The sequence below is a fragment of the Paraburkholderia youngii genome (genome assembly GCF_013366925.1).
In the GTDB taxonomy this organism is placed as follows: Bacteria; Pseudomonadota; Gammaproteobacteria; order Burkholderiales; family Burkholderiaceae; genus Paraburkholderia; species Paraburkholderia youngii.
In genome coordinates this window covers 638,161-658,259 of sequence record NZ_JAALDK010000002.1, presented here as the reverse complement: position 1 = coordinate 658,259, position 20,099 = coordinate 638,161, and the positions used below count along the sequence as shown (strand labels likewise).

The following is a 20,099-nucleotide window of genomic DNA, read 5'->3' as shown; positions in this document are numbered from 1 at the left end:
CTCCCGTCACATTCCGGCCATCATCCGATCACTGGTTGCCCTGGGTCTGCTTCATGATCTCCTGCGCGGAGAAATTGATGCCGCAAGTCGGAAACGAGTTGCCGACGAAAAAGTTGTCGGAGTCGTTCGGGAAATAGTTGACGCCCGACTTCAGCTTCGAATCGTCGGTGACGTCTAGCGGCAGCTTGATCGAGACCGGGACCGTCTGGCCGTCCAGCGCGGCGAGCGCCGTCTTGATCGCTACCGCCACCTGCGCGGGACCGGTGCCAGCCGACGTGCACTTCAGGCCCTGGCCCCCATACTGCGCGCAGAACTTGCGAAAGCCGTTCTCCGTCTCGCCGCCGAAGGGCACGAACGGATGCTTCGCATCGATCATCGCGCGCACGACACCCGTGTCGCCGCCTTGCGCCGAGATGCCATCGAAATGACCCTGCACGGCGATCGCGTCGGCGGCGGCCTTTTGCGCGACCCCGTCGTCCCACTTGCCGTAGACCTGGACGACGTTCCACTTCTTGCCGGTGTCGTCCAACGTTTTCATGAAACCATTGTGCCGGTCCGTGTCGACCGACGTGCCCGCCACTCCGCGAACCTCGAGCACCTTGCCGCCGTTCGACAGGTGGTTCGCGAGCCACTTGGCCCACAGCACGCCGAGCCCGTACTGGTCGACGTTGACGTTGATCGCGTCTTCGCTGTCGAGGATGTTGTCGAACGCGATCAGCACGACGCCGGCGTTCTTCGCGCGGCGGATCGCAGGGCCGAACGAGGTGGGGTTCTGCGCGTCCACGATGATCGCGTCATAGCCGGCATCGATGAAGTTGTTGACGGCCGAAATCTGCGCCGGCACGTCCTCGCCGGTCGAGACGACCTTGAACTCCTTGAGCTTCGCGGCGACGGCCGGCTGTGCCGCATAGGCTTTGGCCGTCTTGATCATCTGGATGCGCCAGGTGTTCGCGATATAGCCGTTCACGAGTGCGATCCGGTAGGGCCCGTTCTTCTTCGGATACTTGATGTACTTCGTGTCGCTCTTCCAGGGGACCATGCATGTGGGATCGCTGGACGGCCCGGAAACGATCGTTGCCTGCGCGAAAGCCGCGCTTGCGCATAGCGTGAATGCCGCGGTCGCCGCCGCTCGAAGCACCTGGATTCCTGAAAGCATGTCGTCTCCTTTTTGTTGGATTGAACTTGCCGATTGCCGGCGAACATGGCGGTCATGAATCGCCGCCGAATTCTGTGCGTGAAGCAGGGAATCTTGCGGAATTGTGCTGCAGCGGGGCTGAATCGGACTCGCCGAAGCAGCGGAACGACTTCTTCAAAGGCGTCGCCTCCGAAGCAAAACGAAGGGCCGGCGCGAACTCAGTCACGTCTGACAGTACTGGCATACCAATCCGCGCGCGATAGTGGTTTACCACGGCGTCGCGGGGGGACTCGAACAGTCTGAAACCCCTGCTGAATCGGCTCGAGGCCAACAAAAGCGGCGGCGGGCCCGTGGCGGCCTGATCCGTCAATTGGTGTACCATTTTGTCGAACTCGAACCGATCCTTTGGCCGCTTCGAAGCTTTCGGGAATCCTGAATGGACGAGCTTTCACACACGCCGAACGGCCGCGGTGCCGATGAGGACGCGACCGACCGTTCCTATGTCGGACTCGCGAAGCAGATCTACGATCTGATCGCTGCCGGCGACGTCGGGCCGCGTGCGCGCCTGCCTTCCGAGCGCACGCTGGCCGAACGCTTTGGCGTGAGCCGCACACAGGTGAGGGAGGCGATCATCGCGCTGGAAGTGCAGGGCGTGGTCGAGGTTCGCGTCGGCTCGGGCATCTATGTGGCAGACGCGCCGGACCCGCGCTCCGCCATGTTCAAACTGCCGCGCGGGCTAGGCCCGATCGAGACGCTGCGCGCGCGGGTGGTGATCGAAAGCGGGATCGCCGCGTTAGCCGCTACCGAACGCAAAGATTCAGACCTGGACCGGCTGTTCGCCGCGTTACGCGCGATGCGCGAAAACATGCATGACAAAGCGGCGAACGAGGCCGCTGACCGTGATTTCCATTTGGCAATTGCGCGGGCGACGGGAAACGAAATGCTCCGGCTCGTGGTGACCGCGATGTGGGACAACTCCCGCGCCGACCCGCTGTGGAAAAAGATCGAGGAGCACTTCCACACTCCCGCATTGCGGGCGGCTTCACAGGATGAGCATCAGCGCATCTTCTCGGCGATCATGGCGCGAGACGCGGCCGCTGCGCGCACGGCGATGCAGGCGCATCTGACGCGGGTCATCGGCGAGTTCACCCAGGCGTGGCGTTAGCGCCGCTCCAGGCTGTTCGCCTTGTGCCCGGTCACGGCTCTGTTTCGTCGCCAGCAAGGTTGTCGAGGAAGCGGGCGAGTCGTTCGGTGTCGGCCTTCGTCCAGCCGTCGGGCGGCACCACGCTGGCCCAGCCGCTGACGTAATCCTCCGAAGAGTAGTTGTGACCAAAACCCGGCGGCACGGCGAGCTGATGAATCTGATCGCCCACCGCCTGCACGCCCGAGACGATCGGAAACCAATGCATCGCGCGAGGCATGTCGAAGCCGCGAGGCGGAGCCATCCATTCTGGGGGCCACCAGAACGCTCTGACGCTCCAGAAGACAGCCGGATCGGCCGGATGCTGAAGGTACACGATTCGGGGGGCCGGCCAGTCCGCATTCAATGCCACCTGATGCGGATCGCGATTCAGGAACCGTACGACACGCCCGCCATCGAAGATCGGCTGCCAGAAGGGCGACCCGCGATCGCGCTCGCGGGTGAGTTGCGCATGGATGAGGTTGGTTTGTTTGGCGCCGGCGATCAGCACGCCATCGGTCGCGGCCACCATATTGGCCACCGACGCCGATGCGTCCGCTCCCACGAAAGGCGCTTCCACTCCCGCGGCGCCGAGGCTCTTGCCGAACAGAACGAGCTTCGGCCGCTTTTGCGGTGGGAGCGTCGACCAGCGGGCGCGAACGGCGTTGAAGAGCGTGATACCCGCCTCGTCCGCGAGCCCAGCGTCCACGAAGATGGCGTAGCGGCTAGGCAGGAAAGAGTATTGAATCGCCACGATCGCCGTGTCGCCGCCGTGCAGTTCCTCGAGCGAGGTGGCGGCTTGGGGCACGATCCAGCCCGTGCCGGTGGGTATCCACACGACCAGCACTTTGCGGTCGAACCCGCCCGCGCGCTCGAGCTCGCGGACCGCAATCCGCGCGCGCTGTTCGAGGGAGTCCGCAGAACGCACCCCCACGTAGACTCTCACCGGATCGACCAGCCTCGCATCTGATCCGTGGAACTTCGCAAGTTCTTGCCTGTTTGTCGCCGTTGCCACGAAGTCGCGCCCCATGCGTCCCAAGCTGTCCCATGCGACCAACGACATGCTGCTGCCGGACACCGTGGGCGACGTGGGGGACAGGGTTCCTTCGGTCGTGTTCTCGTTCCTCGGCTCGTGGACGAGATCGGAGCCCGTGGCGAGGGCGGGAAAAAACACTCCGCGACCGAGCGCGATGCCAATCACGATGATGAAGAGCGCCGTTGCTGGCACCGACACGATCGACGGGACGTGGCGCAGGATCACCCGGTTGACTGCGGCGACACCACGGGCCGCGACTCGCCCGATGACCACCAGCAGCACCGCCGCCAACGGCGACACCACGCTCATCAGCACGCCATCCAACCAGCCGATGGTTGTCATCCCCATGAAACTACGTTGCTCGTTCTGCCAGCCGAGCCATAGCTTCGCGCCAGCGAACAGTGCAATGAGCCACGCCGCCGCCAGAACGATTGCTATGCGCCGGCGGCTCTCGCTGGCGGGCACGCGCCCCCATCGCTGCAGCAGCCGATGCACCCCGCAGCCAGCCAATGTACCTACCCCGTAGCCGATGGCCAGACAAAACGCACCGACGACGGTTTGCGTTACCCACGACCGCGGAATCAGCGTTGGCGTCAGTGACTGCCACCAGAACACGAGCGCGAGCAACGAGCCGCTGAGCGTCGGCGTCCGAAGTGCGCCTCGGAGCCAGGCAGCTATCGGCTCGTGGGGGTTCCGCATGCGTGCTCGCTCAGATTGGCGCAGCTCGCACTTCGTCCCCGCGGGCCATCCGCAAAGGAGTCGAAGACACGAGCCGGCTTGATTTTGACGGTGCTTCGGGCCATGCATCGCATTGTATTTAGCTTTCTCCGAGTCGAACAATCTCGTAGCCTGCCAGTGACTTACCGAATCGGCGCGCACGCTGCTTGCTCGTGGTGCTGCGATCGGCTCCCACGACTGAATGCCCGCAACTCAAAAATGAAAGATCGATCCACAATCCTATGCGTGCGCGACAGCAAGCTGCTCCTGGTCGCTCGCTCGCGCTCGCGCTGGTCGCTGCCCGGTGGCACGATAAAGCGGCTCGAAACCCCGCTGGACGCTGCTCGACGCGAACTGGAGGAAGAAACGAACGTGGTCGAGGTCCACCTGACGTATCTGTTCCAGTTTGGCGGGCTCAACAAGCGGCATCATGTTTTCCTTGCCGAGTTCGCGCGCGACATATCACCTGAGCCCGGCAATGAGATCGCCCAATGCCGATGGTTTACTCCGATCAAGATCGAGACTTTGTCAGCCAGCATACCCACCCGGGAGATTGTCGGCCTGTTCGTTCGGATTGACGATCGCGGCTATGGGCGCGCGGCCCGCTGAAGACAGGTGCGGCACGGTTTTAGCTACGCGGTTGTGGCAGATGGCCGTTGTAGCGAGGAGCACTGTCGTGAAAAAGGCGTTCTCAAAAAATTTTCCGGCTCCCGACCAACGGGCGCCTTTACTGGCAGAGCTTCGCCGGCACAAAATGGCTCGCACGGCATACGACTACGTACGCGGAGGCGCCAGGCGCTTTTATGCGTGGCTCGACAGCCAGCCTCCCGGCGCGTTGCCCGATGGTCCGCCGGTGTGGATTTGTGGCGACTGTCATCTCGGGAATCTCGGCCCGGTCGCGGATGCAGCGGGTCACGTGGCAGTCCAGATCAGGGATCTGGATCAATGCGTGATCGGCAATCCTGTGCACGACCTGCTTCGGCTGGGACTGTCGCTGGCCACCGCCGCGCGCAGCGCGGACTTGCCGGGCGTAATCACCAGCTGCATGGCGGAAGCGCTCATCGACGGCTACCAACAGGCCTTCGACGACACCCGCAGCAACGAGACGAAGCGGGCGCAACGGCCGGCGGTCGTGCAGGTCGCGATGAAAAGGGCACTGCACCAGTCGTGGCGCAAGCTGGGCCGGCAAACGATCGACGGTGCGGCGCCGTACATTCCTCTTGGCAAACGTTTCTGGCCGCTGTCAGAAGAAGAAGCGCAGGCGGTTCGATCCCTCTTCGCGCCGCAGTCGGACCTGGCGATGGCAGAGGTGCTGGGCGCGGCGACGACAGGCGACGCGAAAATCGAGGTGCTGGACGCGGCGTTCTGGGTCAAGGGGTGCAGTTCTTTGGGGCGCCGCCGCTACGCGGTGTTGCTGGACATCGATGGAGAATGTTCTGCTGGCGGGCCCCCCTGTCTTGTCGACATCAAGGAAGCCGCCACCGCTGCCGCGCCGGCACACGCTGGCGCCCCGATGCCCCGCGACAACGCAAAGCGCGTAGCCGAAGGTGCCCGGCACGTGACTCCCCGGCTCGGTGACCGCATGCGCGCCGCGCGTCTGAACGGAGCGGCAGTCGTGATCCGCGAACTGATGCCGCAGGATCTCAAGTTCGACGCGGACCGGCTCACCGAAGCTGATGCCGTCAAGGCAGCCCATTTCCTTGCGCTCGTGATCGGGCAGGCCCATGCGCAGCAGATGGATGCCTCGACTCGTAAAGCCTGGCTGGGCGATCTGCAGGCAAGTTGGCCCAAATCGATCAAGGCGCCATCGTGGCTGTGGCGCAGCATGGTCGAATTGACCGTCGCAAACGAAGCGGAATATCTGGAGCACTGCCGGCGCTACGCTGTCGACCGCCGGGGCGACCAGGTCAGATAGCGAGAGGCTCCCGACGACGCGCCGGTGAGCGAAAATGCAGTCATTTCCGCTGACGAACGCCGGCCAGCACGCTTGCGAGTTCGTCGATGGTGAACGGTTTGCTCAATGCGGTCCAGCGAAATGGCATCGATGGCAATTGCGGGTTTGCGTATCCCGACGCAAACACGACATGGAGTGAAGGCGCTCGCGCGGTCGCCTGCTTCGCCAGTTCGATACCGTCGATATCCGGCATCCGCAGGTCCGTGATCAGCACGTCGAAGGGTTCATTTGCCAGCCACTCGAGCGCCTCACGCGGCGACGTCGTGAATTTTCCCGCATGCCCAAGCAAGCCGATCAGTTCGTTGGTCGCTTGAGCCAGGTTCACGTCGTCGTCGACCAGCAGGATACGCAAAGGGGCGACCGGGCCGCCGGGCGCCGCATCGCGCGAAGTTTTGCTACCCACGGGGTCGCCGACATCGAGCACCTGACGGATCTTACGCGCAAGCTGCTCGCGGCTGTACGGCTTGCTGAGCAGGTCGACGCCCGGGTCGAGCCTGCCGCCATGGACGATCGCGTTCTGCGTATACCCCGACGTGAAAAGGACCTTCAGATGCGGCAGCAGCCGCAGACCCTGAGCGACCATGTCCGTGCTGCGGAGCGGACCCGGCATCACGACATCGGAAAAAACCAGATCGATATGGACGCCGCTGCGCAATACGGCGAGCGCTTCCTCCGCGGCGTCGGCTTTCAGGACCCGGTAACCGAGGTCCGAGAGCGTGTCGAGGGCGGTCGATTGCACGTTCCTGTCGTCTTCCACGACGAGGATCGTTTCCGATCCTCCCTTGGGAGCCGGTGTGACGCGTGGCGGCAGTTCGACTGCCGGCCGGTCCGAGCGGGGCAGATACAGTTTGACTGTCGTGCCGTGCCCGACCTCGCTGTAAATCTTGATATGGCCGCCGCTCTGCTTGACGAAGCCGTATGCCATGCTGAGCCCGAGACCCGTTCCTCTTCCCTCCGGTTTCGTCGTAAAGAAAGGATCGAACGCGCGATCCACCACGTCCGGCGGCATGCCTGTGCCGGTGTCGGTGACGGCCAGCAGCACGTACTGGCCAGCCTGGATGTCCGGCACCGAGGCGACGTACTCGTCGTCCAGCATCGCATTGGAGAGCTCCATCGTCAGCTTGCCGCCCTCGGACATCGCGTCCCGTGCGTTGATCGCCAGATTGAGGATCACGTTTTCCAGCTGATGGATATCGACGAGAGTGTTCCACAAGCCGCCGGCGACGACCGTTTCCACGTCGATCGTCTCGTCGAGAGCCCGGCGCAGCAGATCGTCCATGCCGCGAAGCGCGGAGGCCAGGTTGATGACGACCGGCCGTAGCGGCTGCCGCCGTCCGAACGCGAGCAGTTGCGACGCGAGTTTCGAGCCGCGCTCGACCGCTGTTATCGCTTTTGCCACGCGCTCGCGAGTCCATTCGTCGCGGGAATGCCGGCTGTCGAGCAATTCCAGATTGCCGCGCAGGATTTGCAGCACATTGTTGAAATCGTGAGCAACGCCGCCCGTCAGTTTGCCGACTGCCTCCATCTTTTGCGACTGGAACAGCGCCTTGCGCGTGTCCTCCAGCATCCGGCTGGCTTCCATACGCTCGGTGATGTCGCGCGTGATTTTCGCAAAGCCGACCAGCGTCCCATCTTCGTCACGGATTGCATCGATCACCACGTGCGCCCAGAAGCGCCGGCCGTCCTTGCGCACCCGCCACCCTTCGGCTTCGAACCGTCCCTCACTGGCTGCGATCGACAGTCCCCGTTGCGGCAGGTCGGCCGCGGCATCCTCGGGTGTGTAGAAGCGCGACATGTGCGAGCCGATGATTTCCTCGGCGCTATACCCGTTGATCCGGCGAGCGCCGGCGTTCCAGTTCGTGACGATCCCGGCGGGAGAAAGCATGAAAATCGCGTAGTCCGTCACTCCGTTCACGAGCATGCGAAAGCGCCGTTCGCTCTCGACGACGGCATCGTGCGCGGTCTTCTTGTCGGTCATGTCGCGCACGATCTTGCCGAAGCCGAGCACACGCCCGGTGTCGTCGGTCAGAGCGGTGATCACGACATTGGCCCAGAACCGTGATCCGTCCTTGCGGATGCGCCAGCCTTCGGACTCGGAGCGGCCGGTGCTGCGGGCGATATCGAGCAACGCAGCGGCGCTGCCTTTGTCGCGATCGTCCTGCGTGTGGAAAATGTCGAAGCGCTGCCCGATGACTTCGTCAGCCAGAAAGCCATGAATTTTCTCGCCGCCGACGTTCCAGGTACGGATGATGCCTTCCGGCGAAAGTCCGATGACCGCATAGTCGATGACGGAGTCGATCCATCGCTGGGCCCAGTCGTCAGGCATGGACGGACCGGCTTGCGCGCCGTCTGGTGCTCGGTAGTCGTCGGGTTTCGAATGATTCATGCGATTCGATCCTGAAGAATATGATCTGGTAGCACGTGTTATGCCACACCTGGACAGGGTCGGGGAATCGGTTCGGGACCCGAGCCGGCCGCGTGACGCCGACCGGCTCGATCAGTTCGACCGCACCGGGTTATCAAGGCCCGGGAAGGAACTGGACATCCCCGTACCAGGCGCGTGTCGTGGTAGCGGTATTGTCGGTATCGGTGAGCAGCCCATAGCCTGTGATTCGTCCTGGCGGTTCGTGAAAGACCCGCTCGTAGTCTTGCACGATATTTCGGCGCAGACTTTGCCAGCGACCCGCATCGCCGGGCTGACCGGAGACCACGATCATCTGCACGCGGTTCGTGCGGGGGTTGGCAATGACGGTGCCCGGCGCGGCGTTGGTCGACCAGACGTACATCAACGTCGCATAGGGCAGGTCTTCGCCGCTCAGTTGTTTGGCCAGCCCCATCTTCGCCCGGTCGAACATCGACAGCTTGCTCTTGTCGCCGTCGAACATGAACATCAGCCGCGCTGGCGCGTCTTCCTTCGACGCGACGCGGTTATCGGCGCCCGCGATCGGCCCATCCGCTTTCCAGCGCCATGCCACGACGGGTGTGCGCGCGAGATCGATATTCCCTTCGTGCATCAACGCAGAAGCGGAGCGGTTCGCGTCCGCCTGCAGCACCGTGGTGTGGTCATCCTGAACCAGCGTGTATTGCGTGATGGGCTTGCCGCGCACCACCGGCAGGTTCTTCCAGCCAGCGGGCAGCGATGCGCCGGGCTCGCTCGTGGAAAAGGCGATACCGGGGTTTTCGTCCTGGGCAGGAAGGGGGAGCGGCAACAACAGGAGCGCGACACATGCGGCGATCCAGGCTGGCTGTGCGGTTCGTTTTTGCGCTCGGCGGCTCGAAGGAAGGTGCATGGCGGTCGCATTCGTCTCCAGGATAGCAACCATTGTAATGGGCAGCGCAGGTGACATTTCAGCGGCCGCTTACTTCCGCGCGTGTCGGGGGGATTCAGGATTTCCTGACGCCCGGATCAGGCTTTGCCGTAGTCATTTGCAGCCGCCGACGACTGTACGCTGGCGCCCGTTCATCCATCATCGGTGATGCTTGCGAAGATCGAAAGGCGATGTGCAAAATGATTGCGGACTTTCTGGACCGACGCAGGCGCTTGCAAGAGATCGACAGAATTTGCCAGCGCCTGTTCGAAACGTGGTGCGAGGCGCGCAGCCTGACACCGCTGACATACCTGCTGTTTTGCTGGCCGTTGCGCGACACCCGTCCTGTCGCGATACGACGTTTGCAGCAGACGTTGAAGGAATTGCGCCGCGATCATGCGGAAGGTTTCGATGCCGGCACGTTCGTGGCGCTCGATCAACTCGTCGACCGGCTCGACGAACTGGTCGATCGGGCAGAAACCCCGGTGACGTTTTCGCTGGTCACCTAGCCGGGCGCAACTTGCCGGCCGCGAGTCCTGCGAATGCGAGATGATCGGGCCAAGGCTTCACCAATCGGGCGCCTCACGCACGAGTTCGGATTCGGGACATGATCAAGATCCTCATCGCCGACGATCACGCGATCGTGCGCGGCGGCCTCAAGCAGATCATCGCAACTACCGCGGACATGATCGTGGTGGAGGAGGCTGGCCACGGCTCCGAGGTGATCGACAAACTTCGCAACTGTGACATCGACCTGCTGTTGCTCGACATGACGATGCCCGGCATCAGCGGCGTCGATCTGATCCGACGCGTGCGCTCGGACCGACCGGGGTTGCCGCTGCTCGTGCTCAGCATTCACAACGAGGCGCAGGTGGCGTCGCGCGCACTGAGGGCAGGCGCGACCGGTTACGTGACCAAGGACAGCGATCCGGACGTATTGCTGGCGGCAATCCGTAAGCTCGCCGACGGCGGACGCTTCATCGACCCGAAACTGGTCGACGCGATGGTCTTTGAAAAGCATGCGGGAGACGTGCCGCCGCACGAAGTCCTGACGGATCGGGAGTTTCAGGTGCTACAGCTGATCGCGAGCGGCCGGAGCATCAATGACATCGCGGAAGCGTGTTCGCTCAGCGCCAAGACGATCAGCACCCACAAGATGCGGCTAATGCAAAAGCTGGGTCTTTCGAATAACGCGGAGGTGATCCGTTATGCGATCAGGCACGGCTTGATAAGCGAGTAGTCGATGAAGCTGGACCAATGCTTTCGAACGAACCCGTCGCGCGGGTACACCTGGTGTGGGAGAACATCGCATGGAAGTGCTATCGGCGAGTGAAATCGAATTGCGGGCGTGGATAAGCCGATGGTATGACCATGCCGTCGCAGCGGGCCTCGTACGGCCGCCTTTTCTGCTCGACGATGCAAAGGCCATGCGCCTCGAATCCTACTTCACCGCGGGGTTGACGCCGGAGGAGGGTGCGCAACTGTTCTTTGGAACCGTGCATTAAGCCGCGCCGCTCCTTGCGGTTCATCGACCGCAAACTCCCTCTCGAACCTCGATGCCAGGCGCAAGTATCTGGCACTCGCTTCGTCGCCCGTCGCTCGCAATTCCGGTTGACTCCGTCGCGTCTCGCCCGCTCATCATAGGCGCGCATTTCCCACATATCGGGGAAACTCCCTGGCTCTCGAAATTTGGAATCCGACTTAACAAAGTTAGAATGACTGCTCTAAGACGGCTTCAGACCGTCTGCCCGACCGACGGCCCGGCGTGGGAACGACCTTCACGAATCGCAGTGGCAGCGATCACCGTGTCCGCGAGAACCTGAGAGATATCCCGTGAGCAGCCCAAAACAGATGCCATTTGCCCTATCCGTTCCGACCGACGTGTCGCAACTGCCGAACCAGCTCGTCGCCGGCTTTTGGGCGCTGATGAGACTGAACGTCGACACGTGCAGGTCCGCGGTCACAGGTGCCGCGCTGCACTGGGAAAGCGTATGGCGCGCCCAGACACCTGAACAGTTGATCAGACGCCAGGCCGATGTGATGCCTTGGCTCGTCCTGCAGTTCGCCGATTACACGCGCGGCTGGATGGATATCGCGTCGGAAACCATCACGCCGTGCCGTGCCGTTAGCAATCACGACGACGCGCATGAGCTCCAGGAGGGCACCATGTCCGCTGAGCAGCCGGCCTGCGCAACGGGTGTCGACCCGACGCTGAGCGAGGACATCGCGTCGCCGCAGGAGCAGCGGGCCGGCGAATCCGTCGCCGAAGCAGACGTAGAGGAAATGGTCCGCGCCATTCTCGAACGCGTTGCAAAGGCGACCCCTGACACGCCGGAACGCCGAAGTCCGCCTCGCGCACGCCGCTCGTCGACCCGATAGGCGACAAGCTTTCACACATCCTGCCGGGTCCGGTTCTCGCGTGCTGCGGATGCAGCCGTGGCCGGATCTGGTCACCCGTCGTTCCTTCCCGCCGCGAGGTAAGCGATATGTTGAGCCCGCACGAAGTGGCCACGCTGCTGCTGTTGAAGGATGCGCCTGAACGAATCGATCTGGATCGGGCAGAGCTTGGCGCGCTGCGCGAACTGCAGTTGATCACGAATGAGCCAGCTGGCTCGGGCTTCCGGCTTCCTCACGTGACGCCGCGTGGCGACGCTGTGCTGCGTGCGTTCGCAAGGGTCCGTTGACTGGTGCCAGACAGCAAATAACACAGCATTCTCCCGGCGCGGGGAACGAATTATGCGGCAGCTCGAACCGAGGCTCGCGGTTCGATACCTGAAAACATCCGACAGGACGCTGCCACCAGCTTATGAAATATCTCGCCCGGGTTGCCGCACTTGCCGGCCTGGCGATCGCGGTCTGGCTCGTCTGGCACGTCGACGCGCAAAAGGTGCTCGGTTTGATGCGCGCAGCCGGCGCCGGGCTCGCGCTTGCAGGGATGGTCCATGTTCTGCCGATGCTCGCCAACGCGAGGAATTGGCAGATGCTGATGCGCGGCCCGCTACGCCCGAATCTGTTCGCCGTACTGCGCCTCGTCTGGATTCGGGAGTCCGTGAACGGCATGTTGCCCGTCGCACGAGTGGGCGGCGAAGTCGTGACCTTTCGCATGATGCGCAAATGGGGCATGGAGCCGGCCCCCGCCATGGCGAGCCTCGTCGTCGATCTCCAGCTGACGCTGATCAGCGAAATGCTGTTCGCCATTGCGGCCATCGGCTATCTGATCGCCCATGCCGGCGCCACGGCGTTGCACCTCGCAGCCAGGCTCGGAGGCGGCATCGCCATTCTGGCGGTTCTGCTTCTGGCGTTTTCGTTCGTGCAGCGAGCGAGTCCGTTCGCCCGTCTGACGAAGCTGTTCAATCGCATCACCAGCGGCAAATTCCGCTCGCTCGTCGGCGAGTCGGTGCGCATCGATCAGTCGATTAGCGACCTCTGGCATCAGCCCGGTGTGATCATCCGTTACCTGCTCGTCTGGCAATCACTCCAATGCATCGCGACCGCGCTCGAGCTGTGGCTCGCGCTCTATTTTCTGTCGGCCAAAGCAAGTTTCCTTCAGGCACTCGTGCTGGAGTCGCTGATCCAGGCGCTCAGCAGCGTCGCGTTCTTTGTGCCTGGCGCGCTCGGCGTTCAGGAAGGTGGATTTCTGCTGATCGGTACGGTGCTTGGTTTTCCTCCGCAGCTTTGCCTCGCGCTCGCGGGTGCGCGCCGTTTTCGTGACATCATCGTTTTTCTGCCTGGGCTGATTGCCTGGCAGGTGGAGGAATGGCGCGACAAGCGGCGGGCTCCGGCCAATGCGACGGCAGGTGGCGCCGCAGCGGAACCCGGTGAACACCGTAGCCGCCCTTCGCAGAGGGTCGGTCGCAAATCATGATGCGAGACACTGGAAAACATGATGCGGTAGTGCTGTTCGGCGCCTTCGATCGCCACAACCTGGGTGACCTGCTGTTCCCTCATGTCGTCGCAAAACTGCTTGCGTGCGAGCGCGTGATCTTCGCCGGGCTCGCGCAGCGCGACCTGCGCGTCTACGGTGGCCACACTGTACAGGCGCTCGCGCAATTGGCCGCCGAACGCGGCAAGGATCGCGTGCATATCGTGCACGCAGGCGGCGAGATCCTGACTTGCGGCGACTGGGAGGCGGCGGTGATGCTGCTGCCGCGGGACGAGGCACAGAAGATCATCGCGCGACTAGATACACATCGCGGTGAGCGACGCTCGTGGGCACGTGCGCTGACGGGTCTCGATGCGCTTGCCCCCTACATGGCGTCTCGTGAGATGTTTCCCTTTGCGTCGAGCGTCATTTATCAAGCGGTTGGTGGCGTCGATGTCGAGCGGCTGGACTCCTGCATGCGAGCAGAAGTCCTGTCGAAGCTCACGCAAGCCGACGACGTCAGCGTGCGCGACGTCAACACGCAGATTGGGCTCGCCGCGGCTGGCATTCCCGCGCGGCTCGTGCCGGACCCGGCGGTGATGGTGGCCGAGTTGTTCGGCGCGACCATTCGCGCGCACACGGAGCCGAGCGGCGTGGCGAACTTGCAGCGGACGTTTCCCGATGGATATGTCGCCGTGCAGTTCAGTGCGGACTTCGGCGACGATAGAACGCTCGGTGTGCTGGCGCGCGAGCTCGATCGTGTGTCGAACGAGAGCGGGCTTGGTATTGTGTTTTTTCGAGCGGGTGCCGCGCCTTGGCATGACGACATGGCGTGCTACGAACGGATTGCGGCGCGGATGAAGGTCTCACGTACGCAACTCTTTCGATCGCTGGAGATATGGGACATCTGCGCACTGATCGCGGATGCCACGGCCTATGCGGGAAGCAGCCTGCATGGACGGATCGTCGCGATGGCGTTCGGTGTGCCGCGGGTGAATTTCGTTCATCCGGCGCGCGCGCATGACACGACGAAACAGTCCGCGTTTGCCGCGACGTGGGAGCCAGCGGCCGTGCCGGGCAGCGTCGGGATCGAGGCGCTTTCGGAAGCAATGCTCGATGCCCTGGCGATCGACCGGGTGTTGCTGAGGCGGACGGCCGCATACCTCGCCGCTCGCTATCGGGAGGGGTTCGCACAGATGCGAGCTGCGATGTGTTGCGCGTGAAATGCGGGGCCTTGCGCGACGAGCGCAAGACCCTGTCAGACAAACGCTGCAAGCAATGTCGTCAGATTTTCAGTCGAGAAACCTTGGTGCCGGCCAGCGACACGTCAGCCATCAGACCTGCATTCGTCAGCACGATCGCCTGGACGGGTTCGGTGGCTGTTGTCGTATCGATCGTGCCGTTCGCTCCGACCTTCACGAGCGCGACCGAACCTTCGCCACCGACCGACCATCCGTTGGATTTGCGAAAGCTGTCGAGCGCCTCTTGCGTCATGAACAGAAAGATCATGGCCTTCGACTGCGCACCCGCCTGCAAGCCGAACGACCCGGATATCGTCTTGAAGTAGCCGACCGATTTCCCGTGCACCCGCAAAGCGCCTTCACCGTATTGGCCACCCGCGATGAAGCCGACCTTGAGCACGGACGGGAACACGAGTACGCCGTTCGCCTTGTCGACGAGTTCTCTCGAACCTTTGACCGTCTCGAACAGCCGCGACAGGGTCTCGTTGACCTTGGCATCGATGACCTGCCGCTTCGACGCGTTGGATTCGGCGGCAACGGCGTCACTCATCGTGACCGCGGACCCGCTCAGCGCCACACCCGCGACTGCCAGAACCGCGGCACCTGTTTGTAAGAAGCTTCTTCTGCGCATGGCTGCCTCCATCGTGGTTCACGGTTTAAACCGTGATGCTGCAATGGTTGAAGGAATATATTCCACCGACACTTGCCAATTGCGTTGACTGCTGCGGGACCGACTGCCTGTTGCGTTGAAAAAATAAGCCGTGCATTCAGTCACCACTGATCGTAGAAGATGACCTCGCAATTGTATGTAAGGGGCAGCACGGGTATTGCGTTGACATGCGTCGATACGCGCAATTTGCGAATCGGCACAGAAGGCGGGCTCATTGTCGACGAGTGCAGAAAGCCCACGGAAATGGCCGGACGGCAGAAAGACTGAATTCCGTTTCGTTTCTCCTTTGCTTAGCCCGCGTGTGCGAGCGCGCGTGTCGTGCGAACCGTGGACGGGCGGTCGCGCAGCAGTAGTGGCATCAAACGCCGATTGGCTGTCCGCGCCGCCCACTCGCAATACGCGGCGCTGCCGAGCACCCAGCCGTTGAGCGTCGACTGCATCAGGTTCTCGACCTCGCATTCGTCAAGCGGCCGTGCGCCCAGATGGCGGTAAGCCTGTTGGCGCTCCAACGGCGTATTGCCGAGCGCCCGGTATAGCGCGTGATCCTTGATGAAGCTATCCACACGCTGCCCGATGTGATGCGCGCAGCTCGACCACTGGTAGTTTGCCGGGTCGGCAACAAGGCGGTTGCGCACCGGCGCCTGATCGATGACCTGGCTCGTGAGCAGGAAATACCGTTCGGGCTCGATCACCGTCGCCCGGTACCCGCCACGCCACACCGCACCGCGGCGTCCATGGCGGCGGTTGAAGGTCTCGACATAGCGACGGCACACTGCCTGCATCGCCATGGCCACGCTCGATTCGTATGAAGGCGTGACGAGGAACTGGACCGCGTCAGGCATGAGCACCCACGCGTGGACTGCCAGATCGGCGACGCGCGCGGCGTCTGCCAGACAGGCGAGGAAGTACAGGTAGTCTCCTTCGTCCAGAAATGCAGGGCCCACGATTCCCTGCAAGATTACGTGTTGCGGTTGTTCGGGGACGTAGTGCCGTGCGAGCCGTGTCATGCTGAATCAACTGGAAATCCGCTGTGGGAACGCGATCCCACAGATATCGGACGCGTCATGGTGCGTAACGCGCTATAGAAAATTCTATCGATCATCTGCGCGGCTTTGCATCGCGAAAAGGCCATTTTTCTGGCCTCTTTTCGCTGATTTGCCGCTCGCAGCCAGCGTCTTTTATGCCACCGCTGAATTGCGGCGCCGCTTCGCATCCCAGCTCTATCCGAAGAGCCGGGGATCCGCATCCGGGCGGTTCTCGCCACGATGCCTTGAGCGAGCTCGGACGCGATCACTCCAGGAAACATCGGATTGCCGCGTTGAACGCGTGCATGCGACGCGTGACGCGCGCGGTGAGGACCGGATGGCTTTCGTGGCGCCGCGTTTGCCTCGCGGCCGCGGCGGCGATCGGTGCTTCATCATTCCAGTCCCTCGTGCTTCATCGCAAGCTGGACGGCCGGACGCGCACGCATCCGTTCGGCAAAGGTTCGCAATTTCTCAGGCACTTCGATACCCACCTTTTGAGCCCAGAGCAGCATGGTGAACAAATAGGCGTCCGCCACACTCGCTTCGCTGCCGAACAGGTAATCGCCCTTGAACATGGTGGCGATCAACTGAAAGCGTTGACCCAGCTTCTCACGCGCTGCCGTTGCTTCAGCATCCGAAGTGGGCTTGAAAACACGGCCGAACTGCTTGTGGATTTCTGTCGAAATGAACGCGAGCATCTCGAGCAGGCGCAGGTTGCCGGGTTCGCTATTGGGCGCAAGGGCAGGCTTGCGCTGTGCGACCCACGAAAGAATCGCGATATTCTCCGTAAGCCGCTGACCGTCATCCATCTCGAGGGTTGGGACGTAGCTCTTTGGATTGATCTGATTGAACTGCTCCCCCGTTTCGGTCTCCTTCGACTTCAAATCGACGCGAACCCTGTCGAAAGTGAGGTCGGCCTCATGCATTGCGATATGGTCGGCGAGGCTGCAGGCACCTGGCGAATAGTAGAGCTTCATGGTAGGGGTCCCCTTTTCGTGAAATGAACTGAACCGTTTCATTGCAGCAAAGGGTATGCCGCCGTCATAGCCACGGTCCCGCAGACTCGAGAGCAGGTAGAAAGTAGGGTCACTAGTATTCTGATTGTGGCTCCTACAATAATTCAAGCTGTCTGACCCGGCCCATCCGAACCAGCATCACAACCGCAGCAGGGCATCGGCGACGGTTAGCACAGGAGGGACTATGCGGTCGGAAGTGAAGTCCGGCGTGCGTCTGAGACGTTATGCAATCACGGTGGCGGCCGTCGTCGTTGCCCTGATCGTCGTCGGACGCATCACCGGCGTCCTCGTCGACTGGCTGTGGTTCTCTTCGGTCGGCTATGGTGGCGTTTTCTGGACCATCCTTTCCGCGCGGGTGCTGCTGTTTGCGACGGTGTTCGCAATCTCGGCGTGCGCGATCTGGCTGTCGGGGATGTTGGCGCATCGTTACGCGAGGCGTGTCGATGTCTTGCGAGCGCAAGCAGGCGATCCGTCGCATGCGAGCGAGGTTGCCGTCGAACTGTCCGAACTGATCGCGCCGCACGTTCCCTGGCGCGCCAGTATTGCCTGCGCCGCGGTCGTCCTGGGGCTGGTTGTCGCCGCTAGCGAAGTTTCGAGCTGGGACATCGCGCTTCGCTTCATTTATCAGGTGCCTGTTGGCGAGCGCGATCCGATTTTCGACAGGGATATCGGCTTTTATCTTTTCTCGCTCCCCGCGTATGTCGCTCTGAAGAACTGGCTGCTGCAGCTAGTGTTCTGGAGCGCGGTCGTGGCAGGTGCTGTGTACGCGTTGCGCGGTGACATTGCGCTGGAGCGGCCACCACGCACGCTGTCGGCCGCCGCCATCACTCATGGCTCAGCACTGCTCGGTTTGTTCTTTGCGGTGAAGGCATGGTCGTGGTGGCTCGACCGCTTCCTGCTGCTCTATGGCGACAACGGCGTCGTGGTCGGCGCGAGCTATACCGATGTCCACGTCGAGTTGCCGGTCCTGTGGATGCTTGTCGGCCTTGGAGCCGCCTCGTCGGTTGCTCTTTGGATCAACATGCGCCAGCGCAGCCATCTGCAGCCCGTCGCTCTCGCACTTCTCGTATTCGGCAGTTCGATTGTGTTCGCCGAGATCTATCCTTCGCTGTTTCAGCGCTTCTATGTCAAGCCGAGCGAGCTGAAACTGGAAACACCCTATATTGAGCATACGATCGCGCTAACGCGCCAGGCGTACGGCCTTGCAAAGATCGAGGTCAAGCCGTTCGAGGCCGAGCAGGGGTTGACGCTCGACTCGCTGCAGGCCAATCGGGCGACCATCGACAACATCCGGCTTTGGGATGTGCCACCGCTGATGGATACCTACGCACAGTTGCAGGAGATCAGGACTTACTACAAATTTCTTTCGGTGGACATCGACCGCTATCAGCTCGATAGCGGATACAGGCAGGTGGTGCTGTCGGCGCGAGAACTGGAACCGGCGATGCTGCCGTCCAACGCCCAAACGTGGGTGAACCTGCACCTTATCTTTACTCACGGCATTGGCGTCGTGATGTCGCCAGTCACCGAGAAATCCACTGAAGGCTTACCGTCTTTCTATCTGCACGATATTCCGCCCGTCTCCAGCGGCGGGCCGGCGATTCGCGAACCACGTCTCTATTTCAGTGAAGGCCGGCAGGACTATGTGATCGTGAACGGCAATGTAGCTGAGTTCGACTATCCCCGCAGGCCGACCAATGCGTACACGAGGTATAGCGGGCGCGACGGCGTCACGCTCGGCGGTGTGGGACGCCGCAGTCTCTTTGCCTGGCAGCTCGACGATCCGAACATTTTGCTGAGCGGCTATATCACGGATCAGAGCCGGATACTGCTTCACCGCAACATTCAGGACCGCGTGCGTACGATCGCGCCGTTCCTGACTCTCGACCATGACCCCTACGTCGTCGCAAGCGATGGGCGGCTGTTCTGGATACAGGACGCCTACACCGTCAGCCAGTGGTTTCCTTACTCCCGGCCCGGTTTCGGCGACAACGCCAATTACATTCGAAACGCGGTCAAGGTCGTGGTCGACGCGTATAACGGCACGGTCGATTTCTACGTCAGCGATCCCGCCGATCCGCTCCTGCGCACCTACGAGCGCATCTTCCCCGGTATGTTCAAGCCTTTGGACGCGATGCCAGCGGGGCAACGGCAGCATATCCGCTACCCCGAGGATCTGTTCCTTATCCAGGCGCAGGTCTACCGCGCGTACCACATGGATGCGCCGGAAGTGTTCTACAACCGCGAGGATCTGTGGCAGTTTCCTCAGGAGCTGGTCGGCATGGACGGCGGAAGTTCCGCCAGCACGATGCCGCCGTATTACACGATCATGCGACTCCCCGGCGACCCGCGCGCCGAATTCATCCTGATGCTGCCGATGGTGCCGAGCCAGCGGGAGAACATGATTGCGTGGCTCGCGGCGCGCTGCGATCAGCCCGGGTACGGCAAGCTCATCGTGTATACCTTTCCGAAGGACAAGCTGATCTACGGGCCGTTTCAGATCGAAGCGCGCATTCAGCAGAATACCGAGATCTCGCAGCAGATTTCGCTGTGGAACCAGATGGGCTCACGCGTCATTCGCGGTCATCTTGTAGTCGTGCCGATCGAGAACTCGATCCTCTACGTTTCTCCGCTCTATTTGCGCGCAGCCTCCGGTCAGTTGCCGGAGATGAAGAGAGTAATTGCCGCCTATGGCGACCGTGTGGTGATGGAGGACACGCTGGATCAAGCGCTGGCGGCGCTTTTCCAGGAGACCGCGCGAGCGGCATCGCCATCCCGGGGCACAGTGGATGCTCGCGCGCGAGAGGCACTTGCTCACTATGACCGCGCGATCGAGCGACTGAAGGCGGAAGACTGGAGCGGCTTCGGTGCGGAACTGAATGCGCTGCGGCCGTTGCTCGAGGCCCTCGGTGCTGGCCGTTCCGATGATCACAAATGACCAGCGGAACAAGGAAC

The 20,099-nt window shown here is 62.2% G+C and carries 18 protein-coding genes; 11 read left to right on the top strand and 7 right to left on the bottom strand.

Translation table 11 applies throughout. The features are described from left to right. Positions 1 to 28: 28 nt before the first annotated feature. Positions 29 to 1,156, bottom strand: coding sequence for a sugar ABC transporter substrate-binding protein (locus tag G5S42_RS34320; protein WP_013093653.1), 1,128 nt, complete (start codon positions 1,154 to 1,156; stop codon positions 29 to 31). Positions 1,157 to 1,571: 415 nt separating this feature from the next. Between G5S42_RS34320 and G5S42_RS34315 the strand changes: the two genes are divergently transcribed. After that, on the top strand, positions 1,572 to 2,300 hold the full coding sequence (locus G5S42_RS34315) for a FadR/GntR family transcriptional regulator (protein WP_176111196.1): 729 nt from the start codon (positions 1,572 to 1,574) through the stop codon (positions 2,298 to 2,300). 31 nt (positions 2,301 to 2,331) lie between these two features. On the opposite strand, the gene G5S42_RS34310 is transcribed toward G5S42_RS34315, so the two are convergent. Next, positions 2,332 to 3,978 (bottom strand): alpha/beta-hydrolase family protein, encoded by a 1,647-nt coding sequence (locus tag G5S42_RS34310; RefSeq protein WP_176111195.1) that lies wholly within the window; start codon positions 3,976 to 3,978, stop codon positions 2,332 to 2,334. 309 nt (positions 3,979 to 4,287) lie between these two features. Between G5S42_RS34310 and G5S42_RS34305 the strand changes: the two genes are divergently transcribed. Next, positions 4,288 to 4,677 carry an NUDIX hydrolase gene (locus G5S42_RS34305; protein WP_176111194.1) on the top strand — a complete coding sequence of 130 codons (390 nt, stop codon included), beginning with the start codon at positions 4,288 to 4,290 and terminating at the stop codon, positions 4,675 to 4,677. A 40-nt stretch (positions 4,678 to 4,717) separates the two neighbouring features. Then, complete coding sequence (locus G5S42_RS34300; protein ID WP_176111193.1) at positions 4,718 to 5,983, top strand: DUF2252 family protein; 1,266 nt, start codon at positions 4,718 to 4,720, stop codon at positions 5,981 to 5,983. A gap of 40 nt (positions 5,984 to 6,023) precedes the next feature. Here G5S42_RS34300 and G5S42_RS34295 read toward each other — a convergent pair whose 3' ends face one another. Both G5S42_RS34295 and G5S42_RS34290 read right to left on the bottom strand, forming a co-directional pair. Then, entirely contained in the window at positions 6,024 to 8,348 is a 2,325-nt protein-coding gene (locus G5S42_RS34295) for a hybrid sensor histidine kinase/response regulator (RefSeq protein WP_176111964.1), read from the bottom strand. Positions 8,349 to 8,541: 193 nt separating this feature from the next. Further along, positions 8,542 to 9,312, bottom strand: coding sequence for a DUF3047 domain-containing protein (locus G5S42_RS34290; protein WP_176111963.1), 771 nt, complete (start codon positions 9,310 to 9,312; stop codon positions 8,542 to 8,544). Positions 9,313 to 9,362: 50 nt separating this feature from the next. Between G5S42_RS34290 and G5S42_RS44600 the strand changes: the two genes are divergently transcribed. The 7 genes from G5S42_RS44600 to G5S42_RS34255 all read left to right on the top strand — a co-directional run bounded on the left by G5S42_RS44600 (position 9,363) and on the right by G5S42_RS34255 (position 14,415). After that, positions 9,363 to 9,839, top strand: coding sequence for a hypothetical protein (locus G5S42_RS44600; protein ID WP_246392273.1), 477 nt, complete (start codon positions 9,363 to 9,365; stop codon positions 9,837 to 9,839). A gap of 98 nt (positions 9,840 to 9,937) precedes the next feature. Beyond that, a complete protein-coding gene (locus G5S42_RS34280) occupies positions 9,938 to 10,570 on the top strand; it encodes a response regulator (RefSeq protein ID WP_176111192.1) in 633 nt (210 codons plus the stop codon). Between the two features lie 70 nt (positions 10,571 to 10,640). Next, positions 10,641 to 10,835 (top strand): hypothetical protein, encoded by a 195-nt coding sequence (locus G5S42_RS34275; RefSeq protein WP_176111191.1) that lies wholly within the window; start codon positions 10,641 to 10,643, stop codon positions 10,833 to 10,835. Between the two features lie 346 nt (positions 10,836 to 11,181). After that, positions 11,182 to 11,709, top strand: a complete 528-nt coding sequence (locus tag G5S42_RS34270) for a phasin family protein (protein ID WP_176111961.1) — start codon at positions 11,182 to 11,184, stop codon at positions 11,707 to 11,709. A gap of 107 nt (positions 11,710 to 11,816) precedes the next feature. Beyond that, positions 11,817 to 12,014: a hypothetical protein gene (locus tag G5S42_RS34265; protein WP_176111190.1), complete on the top strand. Its 198-nt coding sequence runs from the start codon at positions 11,817 to 11,819 to the stop codon at positions 12,012 to 12,014. Positions 12,015 to 12,136: 122 nt separating this feature from the next. Next, on the top strand, positions 12,137 to 13,195 hold the full coding sequence (locus tag G5S42_RS34260; RefSeq protein WP_176111189.1) for a lysylphosphatidylglycerol synthase domain-containing protein: 1,059 nt from the start codon (positions 12,137 to 12,139) through the stop codon (positions 13,193 to 13,195). Beyond that, the gene (locus G5S42_RS34255) at positions 13,192 to 14,415 is read left to right on the top strand and encodes a polysaccharide pyruvyl transferase family protein (RefSeq protein ID WP_176111188.1); all 1,224 of its coding nucleotides are present in this window, start codon (positions 13,192 to 13,194) and stop codon (positions 14,413 to 14,415) included. Before G5S42_RS34260 ends, G5S42_RS34255 begins: the two co-directional genes overlap by 4 nt. Positions 14,416 to 14,476: 61 nt before the next feature. Here G5S42_RS34255 and G5S42_RS34250 read toward each other — a convergent pair whose 3' ends face one another. The 3 genes from G5S42_RS34250 to G5S42_RS34240 all read right to left on the bottom strand — a co-directional run bounded on the left by G5S42_RS34250 (position 14,477) and on the right by G5S42_RS34240 (position 17,105). Then, complete coding sequence (locus tag G5S42_RS34250) at positions 14,477 to 15,064, bottom strand: BPSL1445 family SYLF domain-containing lipoprotein (protein WP_176111187.1); 588 nt, start codon at positions 15,062 to 15,064, stop codon at positions 14,477 to 14,479. Between the two features lie 329 nt (positions 15,065 to 15,393). Next, a complete protein-coding gene (locus G5S42_RS34245; RefSeq protein ID WP_176111186.1) occupies positions 15,394 to 16,110 on the bottom strand; it encodes a transposase in 717 nt (238 codons plus the stop codon). Positions 16,111 to 16,520: 410 nt separating this feature from the next. Beyond that, on the bottom strand, positions 16,521 to 17,105 hold the full coding sequence (locus G5S42_RS34240; protein ID WP_176111185.1) for a glutathione binding-like protein: 585 nt from the start codon (positions 17,103 to 17,105) through the stop codon (positions 16,521 to 16,523). A gap of 223 nt (positions 17,106 to 17,328) precedes the next feature. Here G5S42_RS34240 and G5S42_RS34235 point away from each other — a divergent pair, with 223 nt between their 5' ends. Next, entirely contained in the window at positions 17,329 to 20,082 is a 2,754-nt protein-coding gene (locus G5S42_RS34235; RefSeq protein ID WP_176111184.1) for a UPF0182 family membrane protein, read from the top strand. Positions 20,083 to 20,099: the final 17 nt, after the last annotated feature.

What these genes read in the sequence shown, in the direction of transcription:
- G5S42_RS34320 (WP_013093653.1), bottom strand. Translation starts at nt 1,156, where the DNA reads ATGCTTTCAGGAATCCAGGTGCTTCGAGCGGCGGCGACCGCGGCATTC.
- G5S42_RS34315 (WP_176111196.1), top strand. Translation starts at nt 1,572, where the DNA reads ATGGACGAGCTTTCACACACGCCGAACGGCCGCGGTGCCGATGAGGAC.
- G5S42_RS34305 (WP_176111194.1), top strand. Translation starts at nt 4,288, where the DNA reads ATGAAAGATCGATCCACAATCCTATGCGTGCGCGACAGCAAGCTGCTC.
- G5S42_RS34300 (WP_176111193.1), top strand. Translation starts at nt 4,718, where the DNA reads ATGGCCGTTGTAGCGAGGAGCACTGTCGTGAAAAAGGCGTTCTCAAAA.
- G5S42_RS34295 (WP_176111964.1), bottom strand. Translation starts at nt 8,348, where the DNA reads ATGCCTGACGACTGGGCCCAGCGATGGATCGACTCCGTCATCGACTAT.
- G5S42_RS34290 (WP_176111963.1), bottom strand. Translation starts at nt 9,312, where the DNA reads ATGCACCTTCCTTCGAGCCGCCGAGCGCAAAAACGAACCGCACAGCCA.
- G5S42_RS34280 (WP_176111192.1), top strand. Translation starts at nt 9,938, where the DNA reads ATGATCAAGATCCTCATCGCCGACGATCACGCGATCGTGCGCGGCGGC.
- G5S42_RS34275 (WP_176111191.1), top strand. Translation starts at nt 10,641, where the DNA reads ATGGAAGTGCTATCGGCGAGTGAAATCGAATTGCGGGCGTGGATAAGC.
- G5S42_RS34270 (WP_176111961.1), top strand. Translation starts at nt 11,182, where the DNA reads ATGCCATTTGCCCTATCCGTTCCGACCGACGTGTCGCAACTGCCGAAC.
- G5S42_RS34265 (WP_176111190.1), top strand. Translation starts at nt 11,817, where the DNA reads ATGTTGAGCCCGCACGAAGTGGCCACGCTGCTGCTGTTGAAGGATGCG.
- G5S42_RS34260 (WP_176111189.1), top strand. Translation starts at nt 12,137, where the DNA reads ATGAAATATCTCGCCCGGGTTGCCGCACTTGCCGGCCTGGCGATCGCG.
- G5S42_RS34255 (WP_176111188.1), top strand. Translation starts at nt 13,192, where the DNA reads ATGATGCGAGACACTGGAAAACATGATGCGGTAGTGCTGTTCGGCGCC.
- G5S42_RS34250 (WP_176111187.1), bottom strand. Translation starts at nt 15,064, where the DNA reads ATGCGCAGAAGAAGCTTCTTACAAACAGGTGCCGCGGTTCTGGCAGTC.
- G5S42_RS34245 (WP_176111186.1), bottom strand. Translation starts at nt 16,110, where the DNA reads ATGACACGGCTCGCACGGCACTACGTCCCCGAACAACCGCAACACGTA.
- G5S42_RS34240 (WP_176111185.1), bottom strand. Translation starts at nt 17,105, where the DNA reads ATGAAGCTCTACTATTCGCCAGGTGCCTGCAGCCTCGCCGACCATATC.
- G5S42_RS34235 (WP_176111184.1), top strand. Translation starts at nt 17,329, where the DNA reads ATGCGGTCGGAAGTGAAGTCCGGCGTGCGTCTGAGACGTTATGCAATC.